Annotated in this window: 32 protein-coding genes and 2 tRNA genes; 24 read left to right on the top strand and 10 right to left on the bottom strand. The window is 60.8% G+C overall.

The genetic code is table 11. The features are described 5' to 3' along the window. The first annotated feature begins 5 nt into the window (after positions 1-5). From rplX to AC2EBU_RS15490, 18 genes are all read left to right on the top strand, one after another. Positions 6-326, top strand: coding sequence for a 50S ribosomal protein L24 (rplX, locus tag AC2EBU_RS15575; protein WP_484611362.1), 321 nt, complete (start codon positions 6-8; stop codon positions 324-326). A gap of 2 nt (positions 327-328) precedes the next feature. Further along, a complete protein-coding gene (rplE, locus tag AC2EBU_RS15570) occupies positions 329-868 on the top strand; it encodes a 50S ribosomal protein L5 (protein ID WP_484611361.1) in 540 nt (179 codons plus the stop codon). Between the two features lie 8 nt (positions 869-876). Then, positions 877-1,182 (top strand): 30S ribosomal protein S14, encoded by a 306-nt coding sequence (rpsN, locus tag AC2EBU_RS15565; protein WP_484611360.1) that lies wholly within the window; start codon positions 877-879, stop codon positions 1,180-1,182. Positions 1,183-1,201: 19 nt separating this feature from the next. Continuing rightward, positions 1,202-1,597, top strand: coding sequence for a 30S ribosomal protein S8 (gene rpsH, locus AC2EBU_RS15560; RefSeq protein ID WP_484611359.1), 396 nt, complete (start codon positions 1,202-1,204; stop codon positions 1,595-1,597). A 23-nt stretch (positions 1,598-1,620) separates the two neighbouring features. Continuing rightward, a complete protein-coding gene (gene rplF / locus AC2EBU_RS15555; protein ID WP_484611358.1) occupies positions 1,621-2,154 on the top strand; it encodes a 50S ribosomal protein L6 in 534 nt (177 codons plus the stop codon). 11 nt (positions 2,155-2,165) lie between these two features. After that, entirely contained in the window at positions 2,166-2,531 is a 366-nt protein-coding gene (gene rplR / locus AC2EBU_RS15550) for a 50S ribosomal protein L18 (RefSeq protein ID WP_484611357.1), read from the top strand. A 17-nt stretch (positions 2,532-2,548) separates the two neighbouring features. After that, positions 2,549-3,067, top strand: coding sequence for a 30S ribosomal protein S5 (gene rpsE, locus AC2EBU_RS15545; protein WP_484611356.1), 519 nt, complete (start codon positions 2,549-2,551; stop codon positions 3,065-3,067). A 13-nt stretch (positions 3,068-3,080) separates the two neighbouring features. Next, entirely contained in the window at positions 3,081-3,263 is a 183-nt protein-coding gene (rpmD, locus tag AC2EBU_RS15540) for a 50S ribosomal protein L30 (RefSeq protein WP_484611355.1), read from the top strand. Between the two features lie 10 nt (positions 3,264-3,273). Then, on the top strand, positions 3,274-3,705 hold the full coding sequence (gene rplO, locus AC2EBU_RS15535; protein WP_484611354.1) for a 50S ribosomal protein L15: 432 nt from the start codon (positions 3,274-3,276) through the stop codon (positions 3,703-3,705). Between the two features lie 30 nt (positions 3,706-3,735). Beyond that, complete coding sequence (secY, locus tag AC2EBU_RS15530; protein WP_484611353.1) at positions 3,736-5,046, top strand: preprotein translocase subunit SecY; 1,311 nt, start codon at positions 3,736-3,738, stop codon at positions 5,044-5,046. 124 nt (positions 5,047-5,170) lie between these two features. After that, positions 5,171-5,284 (top strand): 50S ribosomal protein L36, encoded by a 114-nt coding sequence (gene rpmJ, locus AC2EBU_RS15525; protein ID WP_011481465.1) that lies wholly within the window; start codon positions 5,171-5,173, stop codon positions 5,282-5,284. 24 nt (positions 5,285-5,308) lie between these two features. Then, complete coding sequence (rpsM, locus tag AC2EBU_RS15520; protein ID WP_484611352.1) at positions 5,309-5,674, top strand: 30S ribosomal protein S13; 366 nt, start codon at positions 5,309-5,311, stop codon at positions 5,672-5,674. Between the two features lie 19 nt (positions 5,675-5,693). Further along, complete coding sequence (gene rpsK, locus AC2EBU_RS15515) at positions 5,694-6,098, top strand: 30S ribosomal protein S11 (RefSeq protein WP_484611351.1); 405 nt, start codon at positions 5,694-5,696, stop codon at positions 6,096-6,098. A gap of 88 nt (positions 6,099-6,186) precedes the next feature. Further along, positions 6,187-6,810 carry a 30S ribosomal protein S4 gene (rpsD, locus tag AC2EBU_RS15510; protein WP_484611350.1) on the top strand — a complete coding sequence of 208 codons (624 nt, stop codon included), beginning with the start codon at positions 6,187-6,189 and terminating at the stop codon, positions 6,808-6,810. 101 nt (positions 6,811-6,911) lie between these two features. Beyond that, positions 6,912-7,904: a DNA-directed RNA polymerase subunit alpha gene (locus AC2EBU_RS15505; protein WP_484611349.1), complete on the top strand. Its 993-nt coding sequence runs from the start codon at positions 6,912-6,914 to the stop codon at positions 7,902-7,904. 103 nt (positions 7,905-8,007) lie between these two features. Next, positions 8,008-8,400, top strand: coding sequence for a 50S ribosomal protein L17 (gene rplQ / locus AC2EBU_RS15500; RefSeq protein WP_484611348.1), 393 nt, complete (start codon positions 8,008-8,010; stop codon positions 8,398-8,400). Between the two features lie 22 nt (positions 8,401-8,422). Beyond that, positions 8,423-8,499 (top strand) — tRNA-Met (locus tag AC2EBU_RS15495). A gap of 80 nt (positions 8,500-8,579) precedes the next feature. Next, positions 8,580-9,974 carry an NADH:flavin oxidoreductase/NADH oxidase family protein gene (locus AC2EBU_RS15490; RefSeq protein ID WP_484611347.1) on the top strand — a complete coding sequence of 465 codons (1,395 nt, stop codon included), beginning with the start codon at positions 8,580-8,582 and terminating at the stop codon, positions 9,972-9,974. 120 nt (positions 9,975-10,094) lie between these two features. Here the strand turns inward: AC2EBU_RS15490 and AC2EBU_RS15485 are convergent. Further along, a tRNA-Arg gene (locus AC2EBU_RS15485) sits at positions 10,095-10,169 on the bottom strand. Between the two features lie 305 nt (positions 10,170-10,474). On the opposite strand from AC2EBU_RS15485, the gene AC2EBU_RS15480 reads away from it, so the two are divergent. Beyond that, complete coding sequence (locus tag AC2EBU_RS15480) at positions 10,475-11,017, top strand: c-type cytochrome (protein WP_484611346.1); 543 nt, start codon at positions 10,475-10,477, stop codon at positions 11,015-11,017. 95 nt (positions 11,018-11,112) lie between these two features. Here the strand turns inward: AC2EBU_RS15480 and AC2EBU_RS15475 are convergent, their stop codons facing one another. The 3 genes from AC2EBU_RS15475 to AC2EBU_RS15465 all read right to left on the bottom strand — a co-directional run bounded on the left by AC2EBU_RS15475 (position 11,113) and on the right by AC2EBU_RS15465 (position 13,201). Beyond that, positions 11,113-11,670 (bottom strand): DUF2946 family protein, encoded by a 558-nt coding sequence (locus AC2EBU_RS15475; RefSeq protein WP_484611345.1) that lies wholly within the window; start codon positions 11,668-11,670, stop codon positions 11,113-11,115. A gap of 29 nt (positions 11,671-11,699) precedes the next feature. Then, positions 11,700-12,689, bottom strand: coding sequence for a YheT family hydrolase (locus AC2EBU_RS15470; RefSeq protein ID WP_484611344.1), 990 nt, complete (start codon positions 12,687-12,689; stop codon positions 11,700-11,702). A 65-nt stretch (positions 12,690-12,754) separates the two neighbouring features. Continuing rightward, positions 12,755-13,201, bottom strand: coding sequence for a YybH family protein (locus AC2EBU_RS15465; protein WP_484611343.1), 447 nt, complete (start codon positions 13,199-13,201; stop codon positions 12,755-12,757). Positions 13,202-13,319: 118 nt separating this feature from the next. Here AC2EBU_RS15465 and AC2EBU_RS15460 point away from each other — a divergent pair, with 118 nt between their 5' ends. The 3 genes from AC2EBU_RS15460 to AC2EBU_RS15450 are packed head-to-tail and all read left to right on the top strand — an operon-like array spanning position 13,320 to position 15,407. After that, a complete protein-coding gene (locus tag AC2EBU_RS15460) occupies positions 13,320-13,916 on the top strand; it encodes a LemA family protein (protein ID WP_484611342.1) in 597 nt (198 codons plus the stop codon). A 40-nt stretch (positions 13,917-13,956) separates the two neighbouring features. Continuing rightward, the gene (locus AC2EBU_RS15455) at positions 13,957-14,853 is read left to right on the top strand and encodes a TPM domain-containing protein (RefSeq protein WP_484611341.1); all 897 of its coding nucleotides are present in this window, start codon (positions 13,957-13,959) and stop codon (positions 14,851-14,853) included. Continuing rightward, positions 14,853-15,407: a TPM domain-containing protein gene (locus AC2EBU_RS15450; protein WP_484611340.1), complete on the top strand. Its 555-nt coding sequence runs from the start codon at positions 14,853-14,855 to the stop codon at positions 15,405-15,407. The genes AC2EBU_RS15455 and AC2EBU_RS15450 overlap by 1 nt, the downstream gene beginning before the upstream one ends. Before the next feature lie 26 nt (positions 15,408-15,433). Here the strand turns inward: AC2EBU_RS15450 and AC2EBU_RS15445 are convergent, their stop codons facing one another. The 6 genes from AC2EBU_RS15445 to AC2EBU_RS15420 form a co-directional block, all read right to left on the bottom strand. Beyond that, positions 15,434-16,000: a cyclic nucleotide-binding domain-containing protein gene (locus AC2EBU_RS15445; RefSeq protein ID WP_484611339.1), complete on the bottom strand. Its 567-nt coding sequence runs from the start codon at positions 15,998-16,000 to the stop codon at positions 15,434-15,436. A 38-nt stretch (positions 16,001-16,038) separates the two neighbouring features. Further along, positions 16,039-17,712 (bottom strand): PglL family O-oligosaccharyltransferase, encoded by a 1,674-nt coding sequence (locus tag AC2EBU_RS15440; RefSeq protein WP_484611338.1) that lies wholly within the window; start codon positions 17,710-17,712, stop codon positions 16,039-16,041. A gap of 51 nt (positions 17,713-17,763) precedes the next feature. Beyond that, a complete protein-coding gene (tfpZ, locus tag AC2EBU_RS15435) occupies positions 17,764-18,540 on the bottom strand; it encodes a TfpX/TfpZ family type IV pilin accessory protein (RefSeq protein WP_484611337.1) in 777 nt (258 codons plus the stop codon). Next, positions 18,537-20,288 (bottom strand): PglL family O-oligosaccharyltransferase, encoded by a 1,752-nt coding sequence (locus tag AC2EBU_RS15430; protein WP_484611336.1) that lies wholly within the window; start codon positions 20,286-20,288, stop codon positions 18,537-18,539. The genes tfpZ and AC2EBU_RS15430 overlap by 4 nt, the downstream gene beginning before the upstream one ends. Positions 20,289-20,713: 425 nt before the next feature. Then, positions 20,714-21,205, bottom strand: coding sequence for a pilin (locus tag AC2EBU_RS15425; protein ID WP_484611335.1), 492 nt, complete (start codon positions 21,203-21,205; stop codon positions 20,714-20,716). Positions 21,206-21,386: 181 nt separating this feature from the next. Next, on the bottom strand, positions 21,387-21,890 hold the full coding sequence (locus tag AC2EBU_RS15420; protein WP_484611334.1) for an Lrp/AsnC family transcriptional regulator: 504 nt from the start codon (positions 21,888-21,890) through the stop codon (positions 21,387-21,389). 135 nt (positions 21,891-22,025) lie between these two features. Between AC2EBU_RS15420 and AC2EBU_RS15415 the strand changes: the two genes are divergently transcribed. Further along, positions 22,026-25,601, top strand: coding sequence for an indolepyruvate ferredoxin oxidoreductase family protein (locus AC2EBU_RS15415; protein WP_484611333.1), 3,576 nt, complete (start codon positions 22,026-22,028; stop codon positions 25,599-25,601). A 220-nt stretch (positions 25,602-25,821) separates the two neighbouring features. Then, on the top strand, positions 25,822-26,148 hold the full coding sequence (yajC, locus tag AC2EBU_RS15410; protein ID WP_484611332.1) for a preprotein translocase subunit YajC: 327 nt from the start codon (positions 25,822-25,824) through the stop codon (positions 26,146-26,148). Positions 26,149-26,156: the final 8 nt, after the last annotated feature.

The following is a 26,156-nucleotide window of genomic DNA, read 5'->3' as shown; positions in this document are numbered from 1 at the left end:
CCGCTATGAACAAGATTCGTAAAGGTGACGAGGTCATCGTCATTGCGGGGCGCGACAAAGGCAAGCGTGGCAAAGTGACCTCGCGAGTCGACGATTCGCGAGTCGTGGTCGAAGGTGTGAACATCGTCAAGAAGCACACCAAGCCCAATCCGCTCAAAGGGGTTACGGGTGGCATTGTGGAAAAGACGATGTCGATCCACCAGTCGAACGTGGCTGTCTTCAATGCCGCGACCGGCAAGGCCGATCGCGTAGGTGTCAAGGTTCTGGAAGATGGTCGCCGCGTTCGCGTCTACAAGTCCAGTGGCGAAGAAATCAAGGTGGCATGAGCATGGCACGACTCCAACAACATTACCGCGAAAAAGTCGCGCCTGAGCTGATGGCCAAATTCGGCTACACCTCGCCGATGCAGGTGCCTCGTCTGACGAAGATCACCCTGAACATGGGTGTCAGCGAAGCGGTTGCGGACAAGAAGATCATGGAGCACGCAGTCTCCGACCTGACAAAAATTGCCGGGCAGAAGCCGGTGGTTACCAAGGCCAAGAAAGCCATCGCCGGTTTCAAGATTCGCGAAGGTCAGGCCATCGGGTGCATGGTCACCTTGCGTGGCGTCCAGATGTATGAATTCCTGGACCGTTTTGTCACGGTCGCCCTGCCGCGCGTACGCGACTTCCGCGGAATTTCCGGACGTGCCTTCGATGGTCGTGGAAACTACAACATCGGTGTCAAAGAGCAGATCATCTTCCCTGAGATCGAGTACGACAAGGTTGATGCCCTCCGCGGCCTCAACATCAGCATTACGACGACGGCCAAGACAGACGAAGAGTGCAAGGCGCTGCTCGCCGGCTTCCGATTCCCGTTCAAGAACTGAGGTGACCCGTGGCTAAAGTAGCATTGATTGAGCGCGAGCTCAAGCGCGACAAACTGGTTGCCAAGTACGCGAAAAAACACGCGGAACTGACGGCAATAGCAAAAGACGCCAAACGAAGCGATGAAGAGCGTGCTGCGGCGCGACTGGCTCTTCAGAAGCTCCCCCGAAACGCCAATCCGACCCGGCAACGCAATCGCTGCGAGATCACGGGGCGTCCCCGTGGAACGTTCCGCCAGTTCGGATTGGGCCGGTCAAAGATCCGCGAGCTTGCCTTTGAAGGCAGCATTCCCGGTGTGACCAAGGCAAGCTGGTAATCAGGCAGGAGACGACAAGATGAGCATGAGTGATCCTATCGCCGACCTGCTGACTCGCATTCGTAATGCGCAAATGGTTGCCAAGACATCGGTTTCGGTGCCTGCATCCAAGGTCAAAGTTGCCATCGTTCAGGTCCTCAAAGACGAGGGCTATATCGATGGATTCCAGGTCAAGAGCGCGGACGGAAAGTCCGAGCTGGAAATCGCACTGAAGTATTACGCAGGTCGCCCGGTTATCGAGCGTATCGAGCGGGTCAGCCGCCCGGGCTTGCGTGTATACAAAGGTTGCGAGGCCATTCCGCAGGTCATGAACGGACTGGGCGTGGCGATCGTCACAACCCCAAAGGGCGTGATGACTGACCGCAAAGCCCGTGCTGCCGGCGTTGGCGGTGAAGTGCTTTGCTACGTCGCCTGATCGGGGCATGGAGGAAAACTGAAATGTCACGTATCGGAAAATTGCCCGTCACCATCCCTGCAGGGGTGGAAGTCTCGGTGAATGAAACGCAGATCAACGTCAAAGGTGCAGGCGGTTCACTGTCTGTTGCGCAAAACTCGCTGGTCAAGGTAAGCGCCCAGAACGGGTCGATCTCCTTTGTGCCGGTCGACGACTCCCGCGAAGCGAACGCCATGAGTGGCACGATCCGTCAACTGGTCAATAACCTGGTTGTCGGTGTCAGCAAGGGCTTCGAGAAGAAGCTGTCGCTCGTAGGCGTAGGCTACAAAGCACAGGCGCAAGGCGCGAAGCTGAACCTCGCCGTTGGTTATTCCCATCCGGTCAATATTGAAATGCCGGCGGGCGTTTCCGTTGCGACCCCTACACCGACAGAAATCGTGATCAAGGGTGCTGATCGCCAGCAAGTTGGCCAGGTCGCTGCGGAAATCCGCGCCGTTCGACCGCCCGAGCCTTACAAAGGCAAGGGCGTTCGGTATGCGGACGAAAAAATCACGATCAAAGAAACCAAGAAGAAGTAAGGAGCTGCAACATGTTGACAAAGAAAGAGCAGCGTCTTCGTCGGGCCCGTCAGACCCGCATTCGCATCGCAACGCAAGGGGTGGCGCGTTTGACGGTCAATCGCACCAACCTCCATATTTATGCTGCGGTCGTTTCCGGCGACGGAAGCACGGTGCTGGCCAGTGCCTCCACTGCCGAAGCAGAGGTTCGTCAAAGCCTGGGCGCCTCAGGCAAGGGCGGAAATGCATCGGCAGCGCAGGTGATCGGCAAGCGGATTGCCGAGAAGGCGAAAGCGGCCGGGGTCGAAAAAGTCGCGTTTGATCGCTCAGGCTTTGCCTACCATGGGCGCGTGAAGGCGTTGGCTGAGGCGGCGCGTGAGGCAGGACTGCAGTTTTAAGCGGATCGGAATTCCATATGGCTAAGTTTCAAGCAAAAGCGCAAGGTGACGGTCCGGAGGACGGCCTTCGCGAGAAAATGATCGCGGTGAACCGCGTCACAAAAGTGGTCAAGGGTGGTCGAATCCTTGGTTTTGCCGCCTTGACAGTGGTGGGCGATGGCGACGGCCGCGTGGGCATGGGCAAGGGAAAATCCAAAGAGGTTCCTGCTGCAGTCCAGAAGGCGATGGAAGAAGCTCGCCGGAACATGAGCAAGGTTTCGCTTCGCAACGGAACAATTCACCACAATGTTACCGGTCATCATGGCGCGGCAACGGTGATGATGGCGCCAGCCCCCAAGGGCACCGGCATCATCGCTGGTGGGCCGATGCGGGCGGTGTTTGAAGTGGTTGGGATCACCGACATCGTTGCCAAGAGTCACGGTTCGTCTAACCCGTACAACATGGTTCGCGCGACGCTGGACGCTTTGGCCAACTGCACGAATGCAGCCGAAGTGGCGGCCAAGCGTGGCAAGTCCGTTGAAGAAATCTTCGCGTGACCGGAGAGGCAATATGACTACTCAACAAACAGTGCGCATTCAGCTGGTGCGTAGCCCGATCGGTTGCAAAGAGGACCATCGAGCGACAGTCCGCGGCCTTGGCTTGCGCAAAGTCAACAGTGTCAGTGAGCTGCAGGATACGCCAGCAGTTCGTGGAATGATCAACAAGATCAGCTATCTGGTCAAGGTACTCTGAGGAGTCGGCGATGGAACTCAATAGCATCAAACCTGCTGCAGGTGCGAAACACGCCAAACGCCGCGTCGGTCGTGGAATCGGGTCGGGACTTGGGAAAACTGCTGGCCGTGGACACAAGGGACAGAAATCCCGCGCGGGTGGTTACCACAAGGTTGGCTTCGAAGGTGGGCAAATGCCGCTGCAGCGTCGCCTGCCGAAGCGCGGGTTCAAGTCGCATCTCCTGAAATTCAATGCCGAGGTGACCTTGGATTCGCTCCAGCAGTTGGGCGCGTCGGAAGTTGATCTGCTGTTGCTCAAGAGCGCCGGAATGGTTGGAGAGCTGGTGAAGGTCGTCAAGGTCGTGAAGACAGGCGAAATCGGTATCGCGGTCAAATTGACCGGTATCGGTGCCACTGCGGGTGCAAAGGCTGCTATTGAGGCGGCTGGCGGATCTGTGGCCTGATCGCCAAATTAGGCGGGAAAGCATAAGTTCGTGGCCACAAGCGCATCACAACTGGCGAAAACCGGGAAATTCGGCGACTTGCGTCGTCGGCTGGTGTTTCTCCTGTTAGCACTGGTCGTCTACCGGATAGGCGCGCATATTCCTGTACCAGGGATTGACCCAGGACAGCTGCAACAGCTGTTCAAAGGTCAGCAAGGTGGACTGTTGAACCTGTTCAACATGTTCTCCGGAGGCGCTTTGTCGCGCTTTACGGTATTTGCGCTTGGCATCATGCCGTACATCTCGGCATCGATCATCATGCAGCTGCTCACCTATGTCGTGCCGACGTTTGAGCAGCTGAAGAAGGAAGGCGAAGCCGGGCGGCGAAAGATCACCCAATACACCCGGTACGGTACTTTGGGCTTGGCGCTGTTTCAATCTCTTGGTATTGCGGTTGCGCTGGAAAGCTCAGCCGGATTGGTGATTAGCCCGGGTTTTGTCTTTCGCCTGACTGCTGTTGTCAGCCTCACTGCCGGGACGATGTTCCTAATGTGGCTGGGTGAGCAGATAACGGAACGCGGCTTGGGTAATGGGATCTCGATTCTCATTTTCGCTGGTATTGCCGCAGGCTTGCCCAGCGCGATTGGCGGCTTGCTTGAACTGGTTCGCACCGGTGCCATGAGCATTCTCGCGTCGATATTCATTATCGTCGTCGTCGCTTTGGTGACCTACTTTGTGGTGTTCGTCGAAAGAGGACAGAGGAAGATACTTGTCAACTACGCACGTCGCCAGGTCGGAAACAAGGTCTATGGAGGGCAGTCTTCTCATCTGCCCTTGAAACTTAACATGGCCGGCGTGATTCCACCGATTTTTGCATCGTCCATCATCTTGTTGCCTGCGACGGTAGTGAACTGGTTCAGTTCCGGCGAGTCCATGCGGTGGTTGAAGGACATCGCGTCGACGCTGACGCCCGGGCAGCCCATTTACGTCTTGCTGTACGCTGCGGCGATCGTGTTCTTCTGCTTCTTTTACACGGCCTTGGTTTTCAACAGCAGGGAAACGGCAGACAACCTCAAGAAGAGCGGAGCTTTCGTGCCGGGTATTCGTCCGGGTGACCAGACGGCAAAGTACATCGACAGGATTCTTCTGCGTCTTACTCTGGCTGGCGCGGTCTACATTACTTTTGTATGTTTGCTTCCGGAATTCCTAATCCTGAAATACAACGTACCGTTCTATTTCGGGGGGACCTCGCTGCTCATCATTGTGGTGGTGACGATGGATTTCATGGCGCAGGTGCAGAACTACCTGATGTCTCAGCAATATGAATCGCTGTTGAAAAAGGCGAATTTCAAAGCAAGTTGAGTGGCGAGATTTCTGCAACTGTGTTGTCTGAATTGAACGCTTTCAATTTGATCACAGCAAAAATCATATTTCTGCCGTTCTATGCCACTGTGGCAAATTGATGGTTTAGTTTTAGGAGAGAGCGATGAGAGTTTCGGCTTCGGTCAAAAAAATCTGCCGCAACTGCAAGATCATTCGGCGCAAAGGTGTCGTTCGTGTGATCTGCACAGACCCCCGGCACAAGCAGCGTCAAGGCTGATGGGAAAAGTAACAGAGGAATAATATGGCACGTATTGCTGGTATCAACATCCCGCCGCATCAGCACGCTGAGATCGGACTCACCGCCATTTTTGGCATCGGACGTAGCCGGGCACGCAAAATTTGCGAAGCATGCGGTATCGCCTACACCAAGAAGGTCAAGGAATTGACGGACGGAGATCTTGAAAAGATCCGCGACCAGATTGCCCAGTTGACGATTGAAGGTGATTTGCGCCGTGAAACGACGATGAACATCAAACGCTTGATGGATATCGGTTGTTATCGCGGATTCCGTCATCGTCGTGGACTGCCAATGCGTGGGCAACGTACCCGCACGAATGCCCGTACGCGGAAAGGGCCGCGCAAGGCCGCCGCGGCACTGAAGAAGTAATCAGGATTGAGAGCACAACATGGCTAAAGCACCCGCCAACAATGCAGCCCAGCGAGTTCGCAAGAAGGTTCGCAAGAACATTGCGGACGGCATCGCGCATGTGCATGCATCGTTCAACAACACGATCATCACGATCACGGATCGTCAAGGCAACGCGCTTTCATGGGCATCGTCCGGAGGTCAAGGCTTCAAGGGGTCCCGTAAGTCGACGCCTTTTGCTGCCCAGGTTGCATCCGAAGTCGCGGGCCGCGCTGCGGTCGAGCAAGGTATCAAGAACCTTGATGTTGAAATCAAGGGCCCCGGGCCCGGGCGCGAGTCGTCCGTTCGCGCCTTGGCCGCTCTGGGGATTCGTATCACGTCGATTTCCGACGTGACACCCGTTCCCCACAATGGTTGCCGCCCGCAAAAGCGCCGTCGGATTTAATTGCAGTCGTTGGAAAAGCCCACCGCCGGACGAACGGTTCGTTCGGCTCCCGCGATAGCTCGCGGAAGATGAAAATAAGGAAATTCAAGTGGCACGTTACTTAGGCCCCAAAGCAAAGCTTTCTCGCCGTGAAGGCACCGACCTTTTCCTGAAGAGCGCACGACGCTCCATCAGTGATAAGGCGAAATTCGACTCCAAACCTGGACAACATGGTCGCACATCCGGCCAGCGTACTTCTGATTTCGGCTTGCAGTTGCGCGAAAAGCAGAAGGTCAAGCGGATGTACGGAGTCCTTGAAAAGCAATTCCGGCGTTACTTCGAAGAGGCCGATCGGCGCAAGGGCAATACCGGTGCGAACCTCTTGTTCATCCTCGAGTCTCGCCTCGACAACGTTGTCTACCGCATGGGCTTCGGTTCTACCCGCGCTGAGGCACGCCAACTCGTGTCGCACAAGGCTGTCACCGTCAATGGCCAGAGTGTCAATATTCCCTCCTACCAAGTGAAGGCGGGTGACATCGTTGCGGTTCGTGAGAAGTCGAAAAAGCAGGGCCGAGTTGTTGAGGCTTTGCAACTGGCTCAGCAAGTGGGTTTGCCGGCTTGGGTGGAAGTTAACGCTGAAAAGGTCGAAGGTACCTTCAAGAAGGTTCCGGATCGCGACGAATTCGCGGCCGACATCAACGAATCCTTGATCGTTGAACTTTATTCCCGTTGATCAGCTTTCTGATCCTGACCGCGCCTTCCCGCCTAGTGCGGGTTGAGTGCTTTTTCAGCCTTACCGGTGTAACGAGCCGGGGGCACTGAAAGGAATTCCGAATGCAAACGAATCTGCTGAAGCCCCGCGCCATCAACGTGGAGCAAATTGCCCCGAATCGGGCGAAGGTGACGCTTGAACCCTTTGAGCGCGGTTATGGCCATACCCTTGGCAATGCTTTGCGTCGCGTGCTGTTGTCATCCATGGTGGGTTACTCGCCGACCGAGGTGACCATTGCTGGAGTGTTGCATGAGTACTCTTCGATCGACGGTGTGCAGGAGGATGTTGTCAACATCCTGCTTAACCTGAAGGGGGTGGTTTTCCGCCTGCATAACCGGGACGAAGTAACCCTCAGCCTGCGGAAAGAGGGGGAAGGCGTTGTCTCGGCTGCTGATATTCAGACTCCCCATGACGTCGAGATCATCAACCCCGAACACCTGATTGCCAATTTGTCGCAGGGCGGTAAGTTGGATATGCAGATCAAGGTCGAGAAGGGCCGCGGATACGTCCCCGGCACCATGCGTCGGTATGCGGACGAGCCGACCAAGTCAATTGGGCGCATTGTCCTGGACGCCTCGTTTTCCCCGATCAAGCGGGTCAGCTATACCGTTGAAAGCGCTCGTGTTGAGCAACGTACCGACCTGGACAAGCTGGTGATGGAAATCGAGACCAATGGAGCAGTGTCCGCAGAAGACGCGGTTCGCTCTTCGGCGAAGATCCTTGTCGAGCAACTGGCCGTTTTCGCCCAGTTGGAAGGCAACGAGCTCGCAGCGTTCGATGCCCCGGCACAGCGAGGTGGCGCCGAGCGCTTCGATCCGATCCTCCTGCGACCGGTAGACGAGCTCGAGTTGACGGTACGTTCGGCCAACTGCCTGAAAGCCGAAAACATCTATTACATCGGTGATCTGATCCAGCGCACCGAAAACGAGTTGCTCAAAACCCCGAACCTCGGACGCAAGTCGCTCAATGAGATCAAGGAAGTCCTTGCTTCGCGGGGTCTTACCTTGGGGATGAAGCTCGAAAGCTGGCCGCCTGCCGGGCTGGACAAACGCTGATATTTAAGACGTGCGCGGCCGAGAAGCAGAAAGAGGCCGTGCAAATTGTGCAAGGGGCAGTACCTGATCCGGCTGTCCCTATTGATAACGAAAGGAAAGCACTATGCGCCACGGACAAGGTCTTCGTAAGCTGAATCGCACCAGCGAGCATCGCCAGGCGATGCTTCGTAACATGATGAACTCACTCATCGAGCATGAAGTCATCAAAACCACCGTACCAAAAGCCAAAGAGCTTCGTCGCGTCGTTGAGCCGATGATTACCTTGGCAAAGGAAGCGACAGTTGCCAATCGTCGTCTGGCCTTCAATCGGTTGCGCAATCGTGACAGCGTAACCAAGCTTTTCAATGACCTTGGGCCCCGCTTCAAGGCGCGCCCGGGTGGCTACACACGAATCCTGAAAATGGGCTTCCGGGTCGGAGACAACGCTCCTATGGCGTTGGTTGAACTGGTTGATCGCCCCGCCGCTGACGAACCTGCGGCCCCTGCTGGCGAATAAGCGTGTTATAATTCCACCTTGCCGCGCGATGGAGCAGTCTGGTAGCTCGTTGGGCTCATAACCCAAAGGTCGGAGGTTCAAATCCTTCTCGCGCAACCAACACAGTCGAGCGCCAAGCTCAAATCAAAGCCCTCTCCGGAGGGCTTTGTCGTTCTTGGCGAGGTCTTGGTCGTAACCAGATGGCGAAGCAAAAGCCAGAACAAGGAACAAGTGACGCTCTGGTGGCAATGGCTGGCAAAGCGCCCAAACTGACACAACTCACTACACTACGTTCTCTTCGTCTCCCTCTCCACCGGAGACTCCCCGTGATAGAAAAATCCTTGACGCTCCCCTGCGGCCGCAGTTTGCCCAATCGCCTGGCCAAAGCCGCCATGACCGAGGGTCTGGCCGATGCACACGATCACGCCACCTCGGCTCATCAGCGTCTGTATTCCATATGGGCCCGTGGCGGCGCGGCTTTGCTGCTGACCGGCAACATCATGATTGACCGACGCCATCTGGAGCGTGCAGGAAATGTGGTCCTGGAAGATGACCTGGGCATGGCGGCCGTCCGCGAGTGGGCCAAAACTGTCCAAAACGCCGGCGCTCAACTGTGGGCGCAGATCAACCACCCCGGCCGTCAATGCCCCCGAACGGTCCAAGCGACGCCGCTTGCGCCTTCCGCGGTGCGACTACAGCTCGCGGGTAACTTCGGTCGGCCCCGCGCTGCGGAAGAAAGCGACATTCGGGACATTATTGCCCGTTTCGCCGACACTGCGGCACTGGTCCAGAATGCTGGCCTTGATGGTGTTCAGATTCATTCGGCGCACGGCTACTTGTTGTCCCAGTTTCTGTCGCCGCGTACCAATCAGCGCCAGGACCATTGGGGCGGTTCGCTGGAAAACCGCGCACGTCTGCTGCTGCAGGTGGTCCGTGCGGTGCGGACGCGGGTTGGGCCCGCGTATCCGGTGTCGGTCAAGTTGAATTCCTCGGATTTTGTCAAGGGCGGCTTCACGCTCGACGAGAGCCTGCAAGTGGTGAACTGGCTCAATGACGAGGGCATAGACTTGCTGGAGGTTTCTGGCGGCACCTACGAGCATCTGGAGTTTTTCAAACCCCAGGCGGCTGCCAACATGCGCGACAGCACGCGCGAACGCGAAGCGATGTTCCTGCAATACGCCAAGGCGATCAAGCATGTGGCCCGCATGCCGATCATGGTGACCGGCGGTTTCCGCACACTGGCGGGCATGGAGGCGGCGCTAGCCGGGGGCCACACGGACATGATCGGACTGGCACGGCCGTTCTGCCTGGACCCGGACTTCCCGGCGCGCATGATGGCCGGCCAGATGCAGAGACTGCCGGTCCCAGAAGACCGTCTCGTGCTGGGAAACAGTTGGTGGGGTCCGGATAGCCCGTCACCCTCGGTGCGCGGCCTTAACAACCTCGCCCAGGGCGGCTGGTATTACCACCAGATCGAACGGCTGGCGGCCGGAAAAGCTCCGGAGCCGGAGCTGAGTCCCTGGCGCGCGCTGCTCGGGCACTTCGCAAAAGACCTCCACCGGTCTCTGCGAAGAAAGCTCACACTTCACCGCTAACCTTCTGCAACTGAGAGCGCGGAACGACGAAGCAAACCGCCGTAGAAAAATTCCGCCGAATTGGCGCCCTGTCTGAAGCGCGCTCAGACCGCAATGCGCCTGGTTGAAAAGGTGTGTGAGTGGTCCCGCCGCCAGGAATCGAACCTGGATCTCAGCCTTCGGAGGGCCGAATTCTATCCATTGAAATACAGCGAGAAAGACGAAACTGTTCGAATATCGAGCCGGCAATTATCGCATGAACGCGATACCTCATTGCCCAACGCGGACGGCCAGAGCGTACTGCGGCCCCTCGGGTCGCTTTGTCATTCGTCCATTCTTACGGGCTCACGGTGGCACAGGAACGGATCAATCGCTGAGCGGCGATCAGATAGGGTCCGCGTTGCTCACCTTTATAATCGCCCATTTCGAGGATCGATTGAAGGAGCTTGTTTTGCTCTTCAGACCGGACCCGACCTCTCCAGCATCACAACCCCCGATTACCGAGACCATCTGAGGAAGCCATGAGCAATACCAGCCACAACGCGGGCCACGAAGAGCCGCACACCGGCCCGATCAAGACCCCCAAACAAATGGCTTGGGCCAGTGTGGTCTCGTTTGTGGCTCCGGTGATCGTCATCATTGGCCTTGTTTATAGTGTGACATCCCAGAACAAACCGGCGGCCGACGCCGCCAATCCTGAACTGGCGGTAGCCCAGCGTATACAAAAGATCGGCACGATTGAAATTGTCGACGCCAATCGACCGGCCCGAGCGGGCGAGGCGGTTTACAAGGCACAGTGCGCGGCCTGTCACGACAGCGGCGCAGCAGGCGCGCCAAAACTCGCCGATGCCGGCGCATGGGCTCCCCGGATCAAGACTGGCTACGAAGCATTGTTGACGTCCGCCCTCAAAGGCAAAGGTGCCATGGGTGCGCAAGGGGGCGGCGCATCAACCGACCTGGAAATCGGTCGTGCGGTGGTCTATCTGGCCAATGCCGGTGGGGCGAAATTCGCGGAACCGGCCGCTCCGGCGCCAGCCGACGCAGCGTCGGCTCCCGCAAAGTAAGCGGGTCGCGCCGCGGTTCCCGAGAGCCCGTCGCAGACGGGCCTTTTTTTCGTCAATATGCGCTGCCAACGGATTGGGAGCGCCGCACCCGTGGATCATGCCCCCATGGTGTCATGCGCCCGCGCCGCCGCCGGGCTGCGAACAAATCCAAAACGGCCGGGCAAATCCGCCTGAAGCACGGTTTCGGGGGCTGGCCAGCGGCCCTGGCCGATCTGTTCTGCTGCGCAAACCATGTCCTGGGTGTGAACCAGGCCAAATCCCAGGTCGGTGTGAAGAAAAAGGTGTCCGATCTCATCGGTCAGACACGAATAAACCGAAGCTGGCGCACCTGCGTGACTGAAGACCTCCCCTCGATGGGAAACCCGCCAAATCCATGGCGAAGAGGCCAGCTCGACATAGACGCGTTGGGGGCCGTTCTGGAAATACCACTGCCCGCGTTCATCACTCTGGTAATTGCGTTGAATGAAGTCGATCAGCTTTTCATGGCGCAGCAACGACCCTTTGGCGCCCGCGATGCCACTGGCAAACGCACCGGCCGCCTGCGCTTGATCATCGCGCATATACCAGTGCCCCCGGCCGTCCAGGCCAAGCCACCCATAGCAGTGGGGCACATGGGGCCACTTGGCCATTGCCTGACGTACCAGATCATCCATCCCGCGATTATGTGCCCGCCGTGGTCTGCTCAATCGGGGTTCAGAAGCCAGTGGCCTACCACCTGCGGCAACCAGCGGACATGCCCCGGCGCCCTGCCGGCCGGGAAGCCGACATGGCCACCTTCGGCAGGCTGGAGCAGGCGGACTGACGAGGACACCTCACCAGCAACGGGGAGGCAAGATGCCGGCACAAAAGGGTCGTTGCGTGCATTCAGCACGAGCGCAGGTACACGAACATGTCGGAGCACGGGTTTGGAAGAAGCCCGAGACCAATAGTCGTCCGTATTGCGAAAACCGTGCAGCGGTGCCGTGAACACGTCGTCAAACTCGTACAGATCCCGAGCCGCCATCAGCCGTTGCCGGTCAAACAGGCCTGGGTGCTGTGCGAGTTTTGCCAGCGCCTTGGGTTTCATCGACTGCAGGAACATGCGGTTGTAGACCTGCCGGTTGAAGCCTCTGCCGATGGCCTCACCGCCGGCCGCCAGGTCCAGCGGCGCCGAAATACTCGCGATAGACGCGACCCGGCGGGCGGCGCCATCACCGGTTTCGCCGGCCCACCGCATCAGTGCGTTCCCACCCAGTGAAACGCCAACGACCCGAAGGGGCGCCCCGGCTGCCCGCTCCGACAGGCGGGCCAAAATCCAGTCGATCTCGGCAAAGTCACCGGAATGATAGGCCCGAGGTCCCAGGTTCAGTTCGCCACTGCAGCCGCGAAAATGGGGAACCACAAACTGCAGCCTGTGGTCGCCGGCCCAGTGGGCAAACGCCTCCGCATAGTGGCTGCGAGATGAGCCCTCCAGACCATGAAAAAGCACCAGCCAGCCCCGCCCGGTCGGCGGTACGCGGGCGCTGTTGTCGGGCCCGATCAGGAAATCCACATCAATGAAATCCCCATCGGGGGTGGTCCAGCGCTCGCGCCGGTACTGCGGCGGCCTGCCCGGGCCACGTCGGGACCACAAAGCGGGCCAGATGGTCTGTAGATTGCCCCCCGGGAGCCAGTGTGGCGCTACGTAATGCATAGCAATAAATGACCTTTTTGCGCTGGGTATGCGGCAAAAACGCCAATATCTGGCCCGCAGTGGCCTCAATGAAGCAGCCGCGCCGCACGCACGGCCTCGGGCTCGGCAGCGGGGGCCGCGCTGGCATGGTGTGCCACCATGCGCCAGCCGCGCGTGGTCAACTGAAAAACATTGGTCGCCACAACCCATGCTTCGCTGGGGTGTCCGTCAAGCACCACCACGACCCGCTCCATGACACTGTGCACCGCCAGTCCCGGCGCGGTCAGACGGCGGACCTGCCGGGCCTGCAGGTCAAGCCCGCCCTCTGCCAGCAAGGCCGCGAACGCGTCGCGGATGGCGGCTACGCCCACCTGCCGCCCGCCTCCCGGATGGATACAGACCATCTCATCCTCATCGGCCCAACACGCCATCAGCGCATCGAGGTCCCCGCGTTGCAGGGCGTCGTAGAAAGCAGCTTCGACAGTGGCAGGACTCTCGGCCTCAACCGGAGCGCGCATGTGGCCTTTGACCATGGGGGCGGACAGTGTCAGATGGAATGGATGCCGCGCAGTGTCGCACGATGCGCCTGGCCCCTCGCAAGTGAGCGACCCGGCACGCCGATATAGTACGACGTCACAACCGGAGAAATCCATGAAAAGAACCGTGTTCACCATCGCCCTGCTCCTTTCCCTGAGCCTGAGCGGCTGTGGCTACAACGACTTCCAACGTCTGGACGAACAGACCAGATCAGCCTGGAGTGAAGTGCTGAACCAGTATCAGCGACGGGCCGATCTGGTGCCCAACATTGTCGCGACGGTCAAGGGCGAAGCCGCTTTCGAGCAGGAGACCCTGACCAAGGTGGTCGAAGCCCGTGCGCGCGCCACTGCCATCCAGGTCACACCGGAGACCTTGAGCAACCCTGAAGCAATGAAAAAGTTCCAGGCCGCCCAAGGCGAACTCGGCAGTGCGCTGAGTCGCCTGCTGATGGTCAGCGAGCGTTATCCGGACCTGAAGGCCAACCAAGGCTTCCGCGACCTGCGGGTCCAGCTGGAGGGCACGGAAAACCGCATCACCGTGGCCCGCAACCGCTACATCCAGTCGGTGCAGGAGTACAACGTACTCGCGCGCAGTTTCCCGAGCAATCTCACGGCCATGGTCTTCGGATACAAGACCAAAGAAGGCCTGACGGTGCCCAACGAGGCGCAGATCAGCGCGCCGCCGGCCGTGGACTTCTCCAAAAAGCCCTGATTTGGCGGGTTCTCAGCGAAATCGCTCGATACCCAGCGTAATGCGGTCGCTTTTTGCTATATTTGTCCTAGCGTTGTTGCTCCTCGCGGGCCACAGCCCGGCATTGGCCGACGCGCTGGCTCCGGTGCCGAGCCTGAGCGCCCGGGTGATCGATACGGCGGGCGAACTTGCCGAGGCTGATCGCCAGAGGCTTGAAACCCGCCTGGCCCGGCTGGAAACCGAGCGGGGAACACAGGTGGTGGTCTTGCTGGTGCGCAGTACGGCGCCAGAAGACATTGCCAGCTTCGCCAACCGGGTCGCCAACACCTGGAAAATTGGTCGCCGCGATGTCGGTGACGGTCTGGTGTTGGTGGTCGCCGTCCAGGATCGGCGCATGCGGATCGAAGTCGCCAAAGCTCTGGAAGGCGCTGTGCCGGACCTGATGGCCCGCCGCATCATCGACGAAGCCATGGCGCCGAGGTTCCGCGCCGGCGACTACCTGGGGGGACTGCTGGCGGCAACCGACCGGCTGGACTCATTGATCGCCGGCGAGCCCCTGCCCTCGCCGTCGGCGTCCGTGCCGACCGGGTCCGCGCCGGATCGGGGTTTCGACTGGGATGACCTGGCCATTTTTCTTTTCCTGGCTGTACCGGTGGCCGCCAGCATCAGCCGCGCGGCACTGGGTCGAAGCCTGGGCGCGCTCGCGACAGGAGTCGGCGCGGGGGCGCTTGCACTGTGGGTCACCGCCAGTTTGCTCATTGGCCTGGCAGCGGGCGTGATTGCGCTGTTGTATGCAATGCTGGCGGGGGGTGGATCCTCCTTTGGGCGCCGCGGCACCGGCTGGGGCGGCGGCTGGTCGGGCGGCGGCGGCGGAAGTTGGGGCGACGGAGGGGGCGGTGGATTCAGCTCCGGCGGCGGGGGCGACTTTGGTGGCGGTGGCGCCAGCGGAGACTGGTGATGAATATCCTGGGCGCAATACGCACGATCCTCAGGCACCGCTGGCGCGACGACATCGTCGCGCGCCGGGCGTTCGATCCCGCCTTGATCGAACGCCTGCAGCGCCGTGTGGGCGCCAGCGAGCGCCGGCACAACGGCGAGATTCGCATCTGCATCGAGGCGTCCTTGCCCTGGAGTTACCTCTGGCGGCACCTGGCGCAAGGCCGGCCGCTGCGCCAGGTAGTGCGCGAACGCGCGGTCATGATGTTCGGCAAGCTGCGGGTGTGGGACACCGAGCACAACAACGGCGTGCTGATTTACCTGCTGGTGGCGGAACATGCCATCGAGGTCGTGGCCGACCGGGGATTCAACGCCCACGTGAGCCCCGCGCAGTGGCAGGCCATGGTGCAGCGGCTGGGTGAAGCCCTGCGGCAGGCCCGTTATGAAGAGGGCCTGACCGAGGCGCTGGAGGAGGTATCTGCCGTTCTGGTGGAGCACTTTCCAGACGATCCGACCCCTTCTGTTCCGGGGGATCACCCGGCCGCAGGTTTGCCGGACCGGCCCGTTTTGCTGTAGCGCACCTGGCAGTCCGCTGGCCAGTGTCAGCCTTTGCGGCCGAGCATTTCCGCGTTCAGCTGGTGTGCGCTGTCGAGCTCTTCCTGCTGCGCCCGATTGACCTGGCTGAGTGTCAGCAGTTTGCGGTTGGCATCGCGCAGATGATCTGAAAGCCGCTTGGCGATCGCCAGCAAGAGCCGTGCGGCCACCGCCGGCTCCTGATCGATGAGTTGCACCAGCGAATCACGACTCAGCAAGCCGAGGCCCAACCGGGTGGAGGCAGTGCAGTTGGCCGAACGTGGCGCACCGTCGATCAGCCCCATTTCGCCGATCAGGCTGCCGGGGCCCAACACGGTCACCACCAATCCGTCGAGGCCACCGGAGGTGGGGCTCTCCACAGTGACCTCACCTTCGATCACCAGCAGGAGATGATCGGTGTTCTCTCGATCGCCAGCCCGGATGAACTGCGCGCCTTCGGCAACCCGCCGTGGCTCCATGTACCGCACCACTGTGCGGGCATCATTGAGGCTCAGTTGCGCCAGCGCGCCAGGGGTGACCAGCAGCTGCGCGGCGCGCTCCTGCGCGGAGCCGGCGGTGTTTTCGGTGGAGTGCATCGGCTCATTGTAGGCCGCGCATCCGGGCGTGCCCAGTGTCACGGTGTGGTGGGTGGCGGCCGCTGTGGCAACGGTGCATGCAGGCCACGCGCCCACTGCGCATGGGCTGCGGGGAAGGCGGCGCGATATCGCGCCAGGTGCCACAGTGCGAGCTCGTCCTGGCCCGCAAGCGTGGCGCCTTCGATCAGACGCTCGATCACCCGGGGTTCCGGCGAATACGCGATCAGCGCCTGGGCGGATGCCATTACGGACGCTGCATTGTCGCGGGCCGGTGGGGTGAGGGTCAGTCGGGCGAAGTCGCCCTGTGCTCGAAAGAACCACGCTTCTCCCGCCAGCGCGAACGCGTCGCCTTGCCACCAGCGACCGCGTGCTTCCGGGGCAAGGTAAATCTGGCTGACCTTGCCGTAGTCCCAGGCGGCAGCGATCAGCAGGCCGAGCGCCGAAACCGGCAGCAGGCGCTTCAGATGTCGAGCCAGAATGCCCGCCGGGCGGGCGGGGTCGCCCGGTCCGGGCGGGCATGCCACTTTGCCTTGGCTCAGAAGGCCCAGCGCAAGGCCCAGTGCGATCTGGAACGGCCCATACCACAGGGGATACTCCAGCAAGCTGTGCAGACCCAGGATGGCCACAAATCCCCAGGCCATCTGCCGAAGCGGGTCGCGTTCCCGCCAGGGGCGGCCCCGCCAGCACCACCATCCCGCAGCGCCGCAAAGAACCAGTGCCACGGGCACACCCAATTCCACCGCCAGATGCAAGGGCAAGTTGTGGGCATTGTCCAGAATGTCGCAAAAGCGCAGCCCGGCATACAGATGCTCATAATGGGCCTGATCCAGCCGGCCCCAGCCCCAGCCCGACCAGGGGTGTTGGGCGATCAGTTCCAGAACATTGCTCCACAACGCTACGCGGCTGGAACAGGCCGGCGCGCCTTCGGTCAACCGGGTGAACAGGTCCACATGGGCGTCCAGTCCCAGAAGAGCGGGCAGCCCGATGGCCGCTGCGGCGTAAAACGGCAACATGGCCCACAACAAGGGCCTCAGAGCCCGGTGATGGTGCATCCCCCAGGTCAGGCAGAGCGCCAGAATCAGGACCAGCTGGAAAAACCCCGTCCGGGAAACCGAAAGCGCATTGCCAGCCACGAGGACCAATCCCGCCACCAGGATACCGCCACGCAGCCCAGGCTGGTCTTTACAGGTAGCCCCCAGCCAGATCAGGGCGAGCACGGCGAGGCTGGTCAGCGTCGCAAACAGGTTGCGTTGGCGCAGATTGCCAAACGCTTCGCCCACCGAAGTCAGGTTGACCCAGGGGTAAAACTCCGCCGACTGGCCGGAAAACTGCAGCCACGCGATGGCGGCAGAGACGGTGCCTGCCGTGACCCACCCGAGCGCCAGGGTGCGCGCCAGCGTGTGATCAGTCTGTGCCGCTCGGCCGATGACGCCACAGGCGCCCACCGCCAGCAATGCCGCGCCCGTGGCCCACCAGTCGGGCGACCCGACGGCGCCACTCGCAGCCGTCGCGGCAACAAAAAAAGCCAGCAGCAGGGCCGGCTCACGCCATCGCCAAGTCCCCCCGCCTGGCAAAGCCAGAACGGTCAACGCGACAAGTGACCACGCCAGCAGCAAGGGAACCGCGTTGACCGAAGGCCCAGGCGCCAGCGGCCACAGAGCAGGCAACGCAATGGCGAGGGCGACAAGGGCGGGTGTCAGGAGGCGCGACATCCGGCCTGCCGGCGGAAACCAAGGCACAGGGGCCAACACTGCGACCGGTCCTCAATACGGATCGAGAGGCAGGTACGCCACCGGCAGCAGATTGTCCTTGCGCAGCAACACGGTCCAGAAGGTCTTGCGCCCGACCATGGGCAGCCAGACCAGCTCCGATTCGGCCACTCCGGCGTCTTTGACAGCGGCATCGATCAGGGCCGCCGCCGAGGGCTTTTGTACACGCAACCAGGCCAGCGACCGGGTGCTGGCCCGAACCCGCTCGCTGGCATCGGCATAGGCTTGCCACAGGTCAGGGCGGGTGCCGAGATCGACCCCGCCCAGCGCTGCCATGGTGGCTTCCGCCTTTTCCGCAGCATCGCGGAAGGGGCGAACCGCCACGGGTGTCGGGCCTGTCCAGGGCAGCGACCGCAGGCCCTCGGGCGCGCGGTCCAGCAGTTCCTCGGCCACATCCACGGCATGGACCACCCGCATCCGATCCAGTTCCCAGGCAAGGTGCACCGGTCGCGCCAGCGCGACCGTATGAAGGCCGTAGGCAAGCCCGGCCAACTGCAGAAGCACAATGACCGCCAGATCCCGCCGCAACTCACGCCAGGGCTTGCTGCGGTTGAACACCGTGAAGGTCAGCAGTGGGCCCAGCACCACATCCACCGCGACCACCAGCGTGAACAACTCCCGTCCGCCCGAGATCTCCCGGTAGGGATACGGGTACCAGACGAGAAAAACCAGTGCAGCGGCCCCGGTGGCCACCAGCAAGCTCAGCCCGGCGTGGATGGCGGCGGCGCGGAGGCGGTCTGCTAACGGATTGGGGGTTGCGTGAGAGTTCATGGTTGTTTGGGCACCGATGCATTGACCGAGGGCACGCCGGCCAGTGGCGGGGACGAACCAACGGAGGTTGACGGGATTGGCGCCGGGCCGCCGACCTGCGAAGCCAAGCTGGTGCGCCAAGTCTGAAGTATGTATTCACATTTGACCGGCTGTGATACCAGGCAGAGCCTGCGAGCCCAATACTCCGCGCGTTCCGGATTTCCGTTCAGGGACCACATGTACATCATCTGCCGGATGTCGAACTCCGACGGCCGCGCCAGAACCAGTGCCTCCCACTCGGCCAACTCGTTTGGCGTCATGCCTGCACGGGGTTCCATCCGTGCGTTTCGGAATGTGGTGTCCCAGTGTTTCATGAGCAGCATATCTTCGGGCGGTGGCGGGAGCCGCCAGCCAATAGACAGGATTTCCATCCGCAAGTCGACGAAGCGTTCTTCGATCTTGAGGTAATCGTGAACGATGGCTGCCAGAAACAATGCCGCCGCAGCGAAGACGGCAAGGGCCGTCGGGCGCGATAACACCAGTCGGGTTTGCGACAGTCCGACCTCGTAATTGAGGTAGCCGACCAACAATCCCGCCGGGAACAAGTAGTACGCGTAATGCAGTGGCAACTCCAACATTGCGTGAACCCCAACGACGCCCAGGACCAGTACACAAACCAGCCGATCCGGCTTCCGCGCTTCCTTTGCGACCCAGACAAACCAACCAAAAATGACCACCGACAGCAGAAGTCCGATCGGAAAACCGAAGTAAAGGATGAGGTCAAGAAACAGGTTGTGAGAATGGTTGAAGAACCAGTTGTTCATCTCCGGATAGCGGGGGAATACCTCCATCAGCGCCAGATGCGTATTGTGAAACCCGTACCCGAGCCAAGGCTGCTGCATCGCGGCATCCAGAAAAACCCGCCAGATCAACGGACGCGCTTCACCGGCGCTTCGTCGTTCGATGGTGAAGGCTTCGGAGATTTCCAGCCACTGGTAAATCTGCGCGTTGGCGGCGAGTGTCAACCAGAAAAAGCCAAAGCTGGCGGCGATCAGGACGAAGTCTGCTCGTGAAAGGCGCTTTCGCACAAAAAACGCCAAAGCCAGCAGGAAAACGACGGTGAGGGTCAGCATCGCCGTGCGCGACTGGGTCAACGCTACGCCCACCAGCAGAAACGCCGCAGTGGCAAAGAGTACCAGACGGCTTCGGATCCACTGCCGGCTCCTTAGCCAAAAAAGGCTGCACAATCCCCAGAGGAGCAAAGTTGCCAGCTGGTTCGGTTGCGCGAGATTGGCGTAGGGACGGCCCAAAGTTGGATCGAAACGCATGACCCAGATATCGCGTACATCCTCGCCGAGCGACTGAGCGGCCATCTGGTACAGGGTCAACCCGACGGACACCAGTGCCGCAATGAAGATACCACCCAGCAATACATCGAGCATGCGCATGCCGCGCAGGCGTGCCCAGTTCTCTCCCAGAAGCCCGCACAGTGCAAAACCGACTAGGTAAGCAGCCGGAACCACCATGGCGCCCCAGAGGGGCATCAAGCCGCCTCCGAACTGCAGGAAGGGCAAGAACGCAACGGCCGAGAGGAACAATACCGGCACCGAAAGCATCCAGCCGGCCTGGTTTCTCGCGGCAAGGCCCAGTGCGATGAGGGTCAGCGTTGCCGCCATCCAGGCATCGCGGTGGAAGGAAAACCAGGGAACACTGAAATTCGGCAACAGCCAACTGATTGCGAGTGTTGCACTCGCCAGGACGGCCAGCAATGGGAAAGAAGCCAGGCGGGCTCGCGATGTTGCGGAAGGGCGCAAGATCTCAGAGTGAAACACGTGGGTGCATCTCGAAGGGAAGATTCCGACCGCTACAGCGAAACGGCGGCTTTCAGACGATTGTGCATTCTTAGCACGGTCCGAGCGGGTCGATTGGCTTTCGGTTTCCGAAACGGGTAGGTGGGTCCTAGGCTCGCGCCGCTGATTCTAGTGGCTAGTCCATTGCGGGTTTGCCATAGCGCTGCCTGTGGTGCCGGGGGAGAAACTTGACACGGAGTTGCCGGTGCTATGTCGCCACAGACAGTCCAACCCTCTGATGGCCGCCTGATCCGATCGGTGGCGTTGAAGCAGACCCTTTCTCCGCCAAAAAAAGAAGGCCGCTTTCGCGGCCTTCTCCGACGCCAGGGATGGCGATTGCTTAGTTATGCGGGGCTCTTGCACGAACCCGGCAGGTACTTGCTCGGCATCGGGTTGGTTGAAGCCGGGCCACAACGCCATTCAATGATGGTCTTGCCGCCAGCAGTCGTTCCCACCAGAGAGCCGCCAGAAATCATGGGCACCAGGCGAATGGCGTTGGCGGAAGTGGAAACATCGCCGCCCAAAGCGCCAACACTACCTACGATGGTAATGACACCATCGGCATTGGCAGAGCCACTGACAACCATTTTGGTCGGCGTCACCGAGCAGGCGGAGGGGAGGACGGCAGTCAGGTCAGCACCGGACGTGGGCGCATTCTGCACCGTATCCGTAATCGCGCTACGGCACGACGAAGCCGCCAGAATCACTTCCGACACGCGGGCGCGCACGGTGTAATCCTGATAGGCGGGCAGGGCCACGGCGGCCAGAATACCGATGATCGCGACAACGATCATCAGTTCGATCAGGGTGAAACCCTTTTGGACAGAACGCATCATAAGAAGCTCCTTGGAGAGAGGTTGAGGGGAAATCCGAAAGAGTAGGTGCAGGTTTCGTGCCACCCTGCCGTAAAGAGGCAGATGTGTACTATCGCACGAAGACTGGGGTCCGCTGTCGTGAATTGGCGGCATTCAGTGAGCCAAAAAATGCGACAGCTGGCTGTAAGCATGACAAAAAACGTCAATTGCCCGGGCGTTTTTTTGTCAGATGGCCGATGGGCAGCGCCGTGCGGGTCTTGATTTCACCCAACGAAAACCGGGTTTGCAGATCTTTGACGTTGGGCAGGTTGATCAGGACTTCGCGGGCAAACTGACTGAAGGCGTTCAGGTCGGTACTGATCACCTGCAACTCGAAGGTCCCGGTGCCGCTGATGTAGTGGCAACTCACAATTTCAGGAATTGCGCGGATGGCATCTTCCAGCCGGTGCAGGATGTCGCCCGTGTTTTCTGCCGCGTCCAGGCGAACGAATGCCAGAACACCCAGGCCGATTTTCTCGCGGTCAATGCTGGCGTGGTAGCCGGTGATATAGCCGGCTTCCTCCAGCGCACGCACACGCCTCCAGCATGGGGCCGCCGACAGACCCACCCGCTGGGCGAGTTCGGAATTGGAGATGCGGCCGTGGTCCTGCAGGATCTCCAGAATGGCCCGGTCGTAGCGATCAAGTGTTTCTGAAGCTGCTGACATGGGGAAAGATTATTGCCATAACGGCCGTAATTCTGGCAAAAAAAGAAAACACCTGTCGCCCTCATTTGCCTACACTTTCTGCCATCACAACGCGGCAGGACTGACCTGACTACCGCCCCATCAGGAGACAACATCATGAATGCCCCTCTGCCGGACGCGGTCCGTCGCGCAATGGAAACCGTGACACTCGAAGACAAATACGCCTTGCCGCGAGGGCGTGCGTTCATGAGTGGCGTTCAAGCGCTGGTGCGGCTGCCGATGTTGCAGCAGACCCGGGACCAGTTGTTGGGCAAGAACACAGCCGGGTTTATCAGCGGCTACCGCGGCTCGCCGCTGGGCGGCTATGACCAGGCGCTGCAGAAAGCGCGTTCGTACCTGGCCGCGCAGAACATCGTGTTTCAGCCCGGCGTCAATGAAGAGCTGGCCGCCACTGCGGTGTGGGGTACTCAGCAGCTGGGTTTTGCCCCACCACAGTCGCGGCGGTATGACGGGGTTTTTGGCATCTGGTACGGCAAGGGGCCGGGTGTGGACCGCTGCTCGGACGTTTTCAAGCACGCCAATATGGCCGGCACGACGCCTTGGGGCGGCGTCATTGCCGTTGCCGGCGACGACCATGTGGCCAAGAGTTCCACCGCCGCGCACCAGAGCGACCACATCTTCAAGGCCTGCGGCCTGCCGGTGTTTTTTCCGGCCAGCGTGCAGGAAATACTGGATCTGGGCTTGCATGCCTGGGCGATGAGCCGTTTCTCGGGCGTGTGGGCAGGCATGAAAACCATCCAGGAGATCGTCGAGTCCAGCGCCACCGTGGATGTGGACCCCGAACGGGTGCAGATTGTGTTGCCCGACTTTCCGATGCCACCTGGCGGCGTGCATATTCGCTGGCCCGACCACGCCCTGGATCAGGAGGCCCGGCTTTTCGACCACAAATGGTATGCCGCCTTGGCCTATGTCCGCGCCAACCGACTGAACTACAACGTGATCGAAAGCCCGGCCGACCGCCTGGGTGTGATTGCCAGTGGCAAGGCCTACAACGACACCCGTCAGGCGCTGGCGGACCTGGGGCTGGACGATGCCGCGTGCCGCCACCTGGGTATTCGCCTGCACAAGGTTGGAGTGGTCTGGCCGCTGGAGGCGCAGGGCACACGGGAGTTTGCTGCTGGTCTGCGCGAGATTCTGGTCGTCGAAGAAAAGCGCCAGGTGATCGAGTATCAGCTCAAGGAAGAGCTCTACAACTGGCGTGCCGACGTGCGGCCCAATGTGTTGGGCAAATTCGACGAGGTGGAGGGGGACTTCAGTGGGGGCGAATGGGCGATGCCCAATCCCAGCGCCCACACGCTGCTTCGCGCCAACGCCGATCTGTCGCCGGCCATCATCGCCCGCGCGCTGGTGCGCCGGCTGAAAAAATTGGGGGTGGACGGCGATTGGGCGGCCCGGCTGGATGCGCAAATGGCCGTGCTGGAGGCCAAAGAACAGGCGATGCGCAGCCTGGTGGTGTCGGGTCCGCTGGCCGAGCGGCAGCCGTGGTTCTGCTCGGGTTGCCCGCACAACACCTCCACCCGCGTGCCTGAGGGTTCACGGGCCATGGCCGGCATCGGCTGCCATTTCATGTCGATCTGGATGGACCGGGCGACAGTCGGCTTCACGCAGATGGGCGGTGAGGGGGTGCCCTGGGTGGGACAGCAGCCGTTCAGCACGGATCAGCACATGTTCGCCAACCTGGGCGACGGCACGTATTTTCACAGTGGCCTGCTGGCCGTGCGGCAGAGCATCGCCGCGGGCGTGAACATCACCTACAAGATTCTGTACAACGACGCCGTGGCCATGACCGGTGGTCAGCAGGTGGGGGAGCGACCCGAGGGCCACAGCGTCGTGCAGATTGCGCAGAGCATGCGGGCCGAGGGCGCAGTCAAGATCACCATCGTGACCGACGAACCGGAAAAGTACGCGTCCGTCCAGGGCCTCCCCGCTGGCATCGCCATCCAGCACCGGGACACGCTGGATGCGGTGCAACGCGAGTTTCGCGAGATCAAGGGCACCACGGTCATCATTTACGACCAGACCTGTGCCACCGAGAAGCGCCGCCGGCGCAAGCGGGGGCTGATCGCCGATCCGGCCGTCCGGGTGGTCATCAACGAACTGGTCTGCGAAGGCTGCGGAGATTGTGGTGTGCAGTCGAATTGTCTGTCGGTAGAGCCCCTGGAGACGCCGCTGGGGCGAAAGCGGCGTATCAATCAGAGCACCTGCAACAAGGACCTCAGCTGTCTCAAGGGCTTTTGCCCGAGCTTCGTGACGGTGGAAGGCGGCAAACCACGCAAGAACGCCGCCGGCCGCAAACGCCAGCCGTCCGAGCTGGGGACTCTGCCGGACCCGATGCTGCCCGCGCTGACGCAAACATTCGGCATGGTGGTTGCCGGTGTGGGCGGGACTGGCGTCATCACCATCGGGCAACTGCTGGGGGTGGCGGCGCACCTCGAAGGCAAAGGCGTGGTGACACAGGACGCTGCCGGGTTGGCCCAGAAGGGGGGCGCGACCTGGAGTCATGTCCTTCTGGGCCCGAGTCAGGACGACATTCGCACGACTCGCGTGAGCACCGCCGCAGCCGACCTGATCCTGGCGTGTGACCCTATCGTGGCGGCGGGCAAGGAAACCCTGATGCGCATGCGCGAAGGGCGCACCCGTGTAGCGCTCAACGCGGTGGGCACGCCCACGGCCGCCTTTGTGCGCAATACCGGGTGGGACAATCCGTCCGCCGACTGTGTCCGCACCATCGAACAGGCCGTCGGGGATGACGCAGTGGGGGTTTTCGACGCGGACGCGCTGGCCCACGCGCTGATGGGCGACAGCCTGTACGTCAACCCAATGGTGCTTGGCTACGCGTGGCAAAAAGGCTGGATTCCGCTTTTGCAGGCTTCGCTGATGCGTGCCATCGAACTCAATGCGGTGCAGGTCGACGCGAACAAAGCTGCCTTCGAATGGGGCCGCTGGGCCGCTCAGGACCCGAAACGCGTCGAGGCGCTCCTGGTGCCGACCCAGGCTGTCCAGTGGCACCGCCGGCAAACGGTGGATGAGTTGGTTGACCACCGTGCACGCTATCTGGAGCAATACCAGGACAACCGCTGGGCCGAAACCTACCGGGAATTTGTCGCACGGGTCCGGACGGCGGAGGCTGCGCTGGCGGAAACCGGCGGGCCCCGCACCGCGCTGACCGAAGCCGTGGCCCGCCAGCTGTTTCGCCTCATGTCCTACAAAGACGAGTACGAAGTGGCCCGCCTCCAGGCTGATCCGCAATTCCTTGCCCGTATTGCGACGGAGTTCGAAGGCGACTTTCGCCTGCATTACCACCTGGCGCCGCCTCTGTGGACTCGCCACGACGCGCAAGGCCGACCGGTCAAGCAGAAATATGGCCCGGCCATGCTGACCGCGTTTCGCCTGCTGGCCCGCCTCAAGGGTTTGCGCGGTTCCGCCCTGGACCCATTTGGCCGCACCGAAGAGCGCCGAACCGAACGCGCGCTGATCGGCGAGTACCGCGCGATGGTTGAGGAACTGTTGGCAGGTTTGACGGTGTCCCGCCATGCCGAGGCGGTGGCCATCGCCCAGGAGGCTGACCGGATTCGGGGTTTCGGACCGGTGAAGGCCCGAAACCTCGCAGCGGCACGCCAGCAGTGGGCAACCCGGATGGCCACATGGCGCGAGACGGCGAAAACGGCCTGAAACCGCCGATTCATGATGAAATATCGTCATACCCAGCGGTAAAAGGTCGCTTTCAGCTATCAAAGTAATAGCTCTCTGAGGGCTTCGATCCCCGGCAAATCCCTATGCCCGGTCCGGTTCGGAAAAGCGGGCCGGGCATACAATGGCGGATTGCCCCGAGCCGTCGGCAGGCTTTGCGCCGGCTGAAGGTTTCGTTCCATGTCTCTCAGGAGTTTTCCCCGTGCTGATTTCCATTGCCCATGCCCAAACCGCGCCCGCACCCGCTGCCGGTGGCGAGTCGACATTGATGAGCTTGTTGCCCATCGTGCTGATGTTTGTTGTTCTGTGGTTCGTGATGATCCGGCCCCAGATGAAGAAGGCCAAAGAGCACAAGGCCATGATCGACGCTTTGGCCAAAGGTGACGAAGTGGTGACCGCAGGGGGCATTCTTGGCCGCGTTGCCAAATTGGGCGATAACCACATCAACGTTGAAGTGGCCAACGGAGTTGAAATCCAGATGCAGCGCTCCGCCGTGGTGCAGGTGCTGCCCAAGGGTACCTACAAGTAAACATTCCT

Source organism: Curvibacter sp. T50, assembly GCF_057219955.1.
Note: the sequence above shows the minus strand (reverse complement) of the source record. Positions and strands in the feature narration are given on the sequence as shown.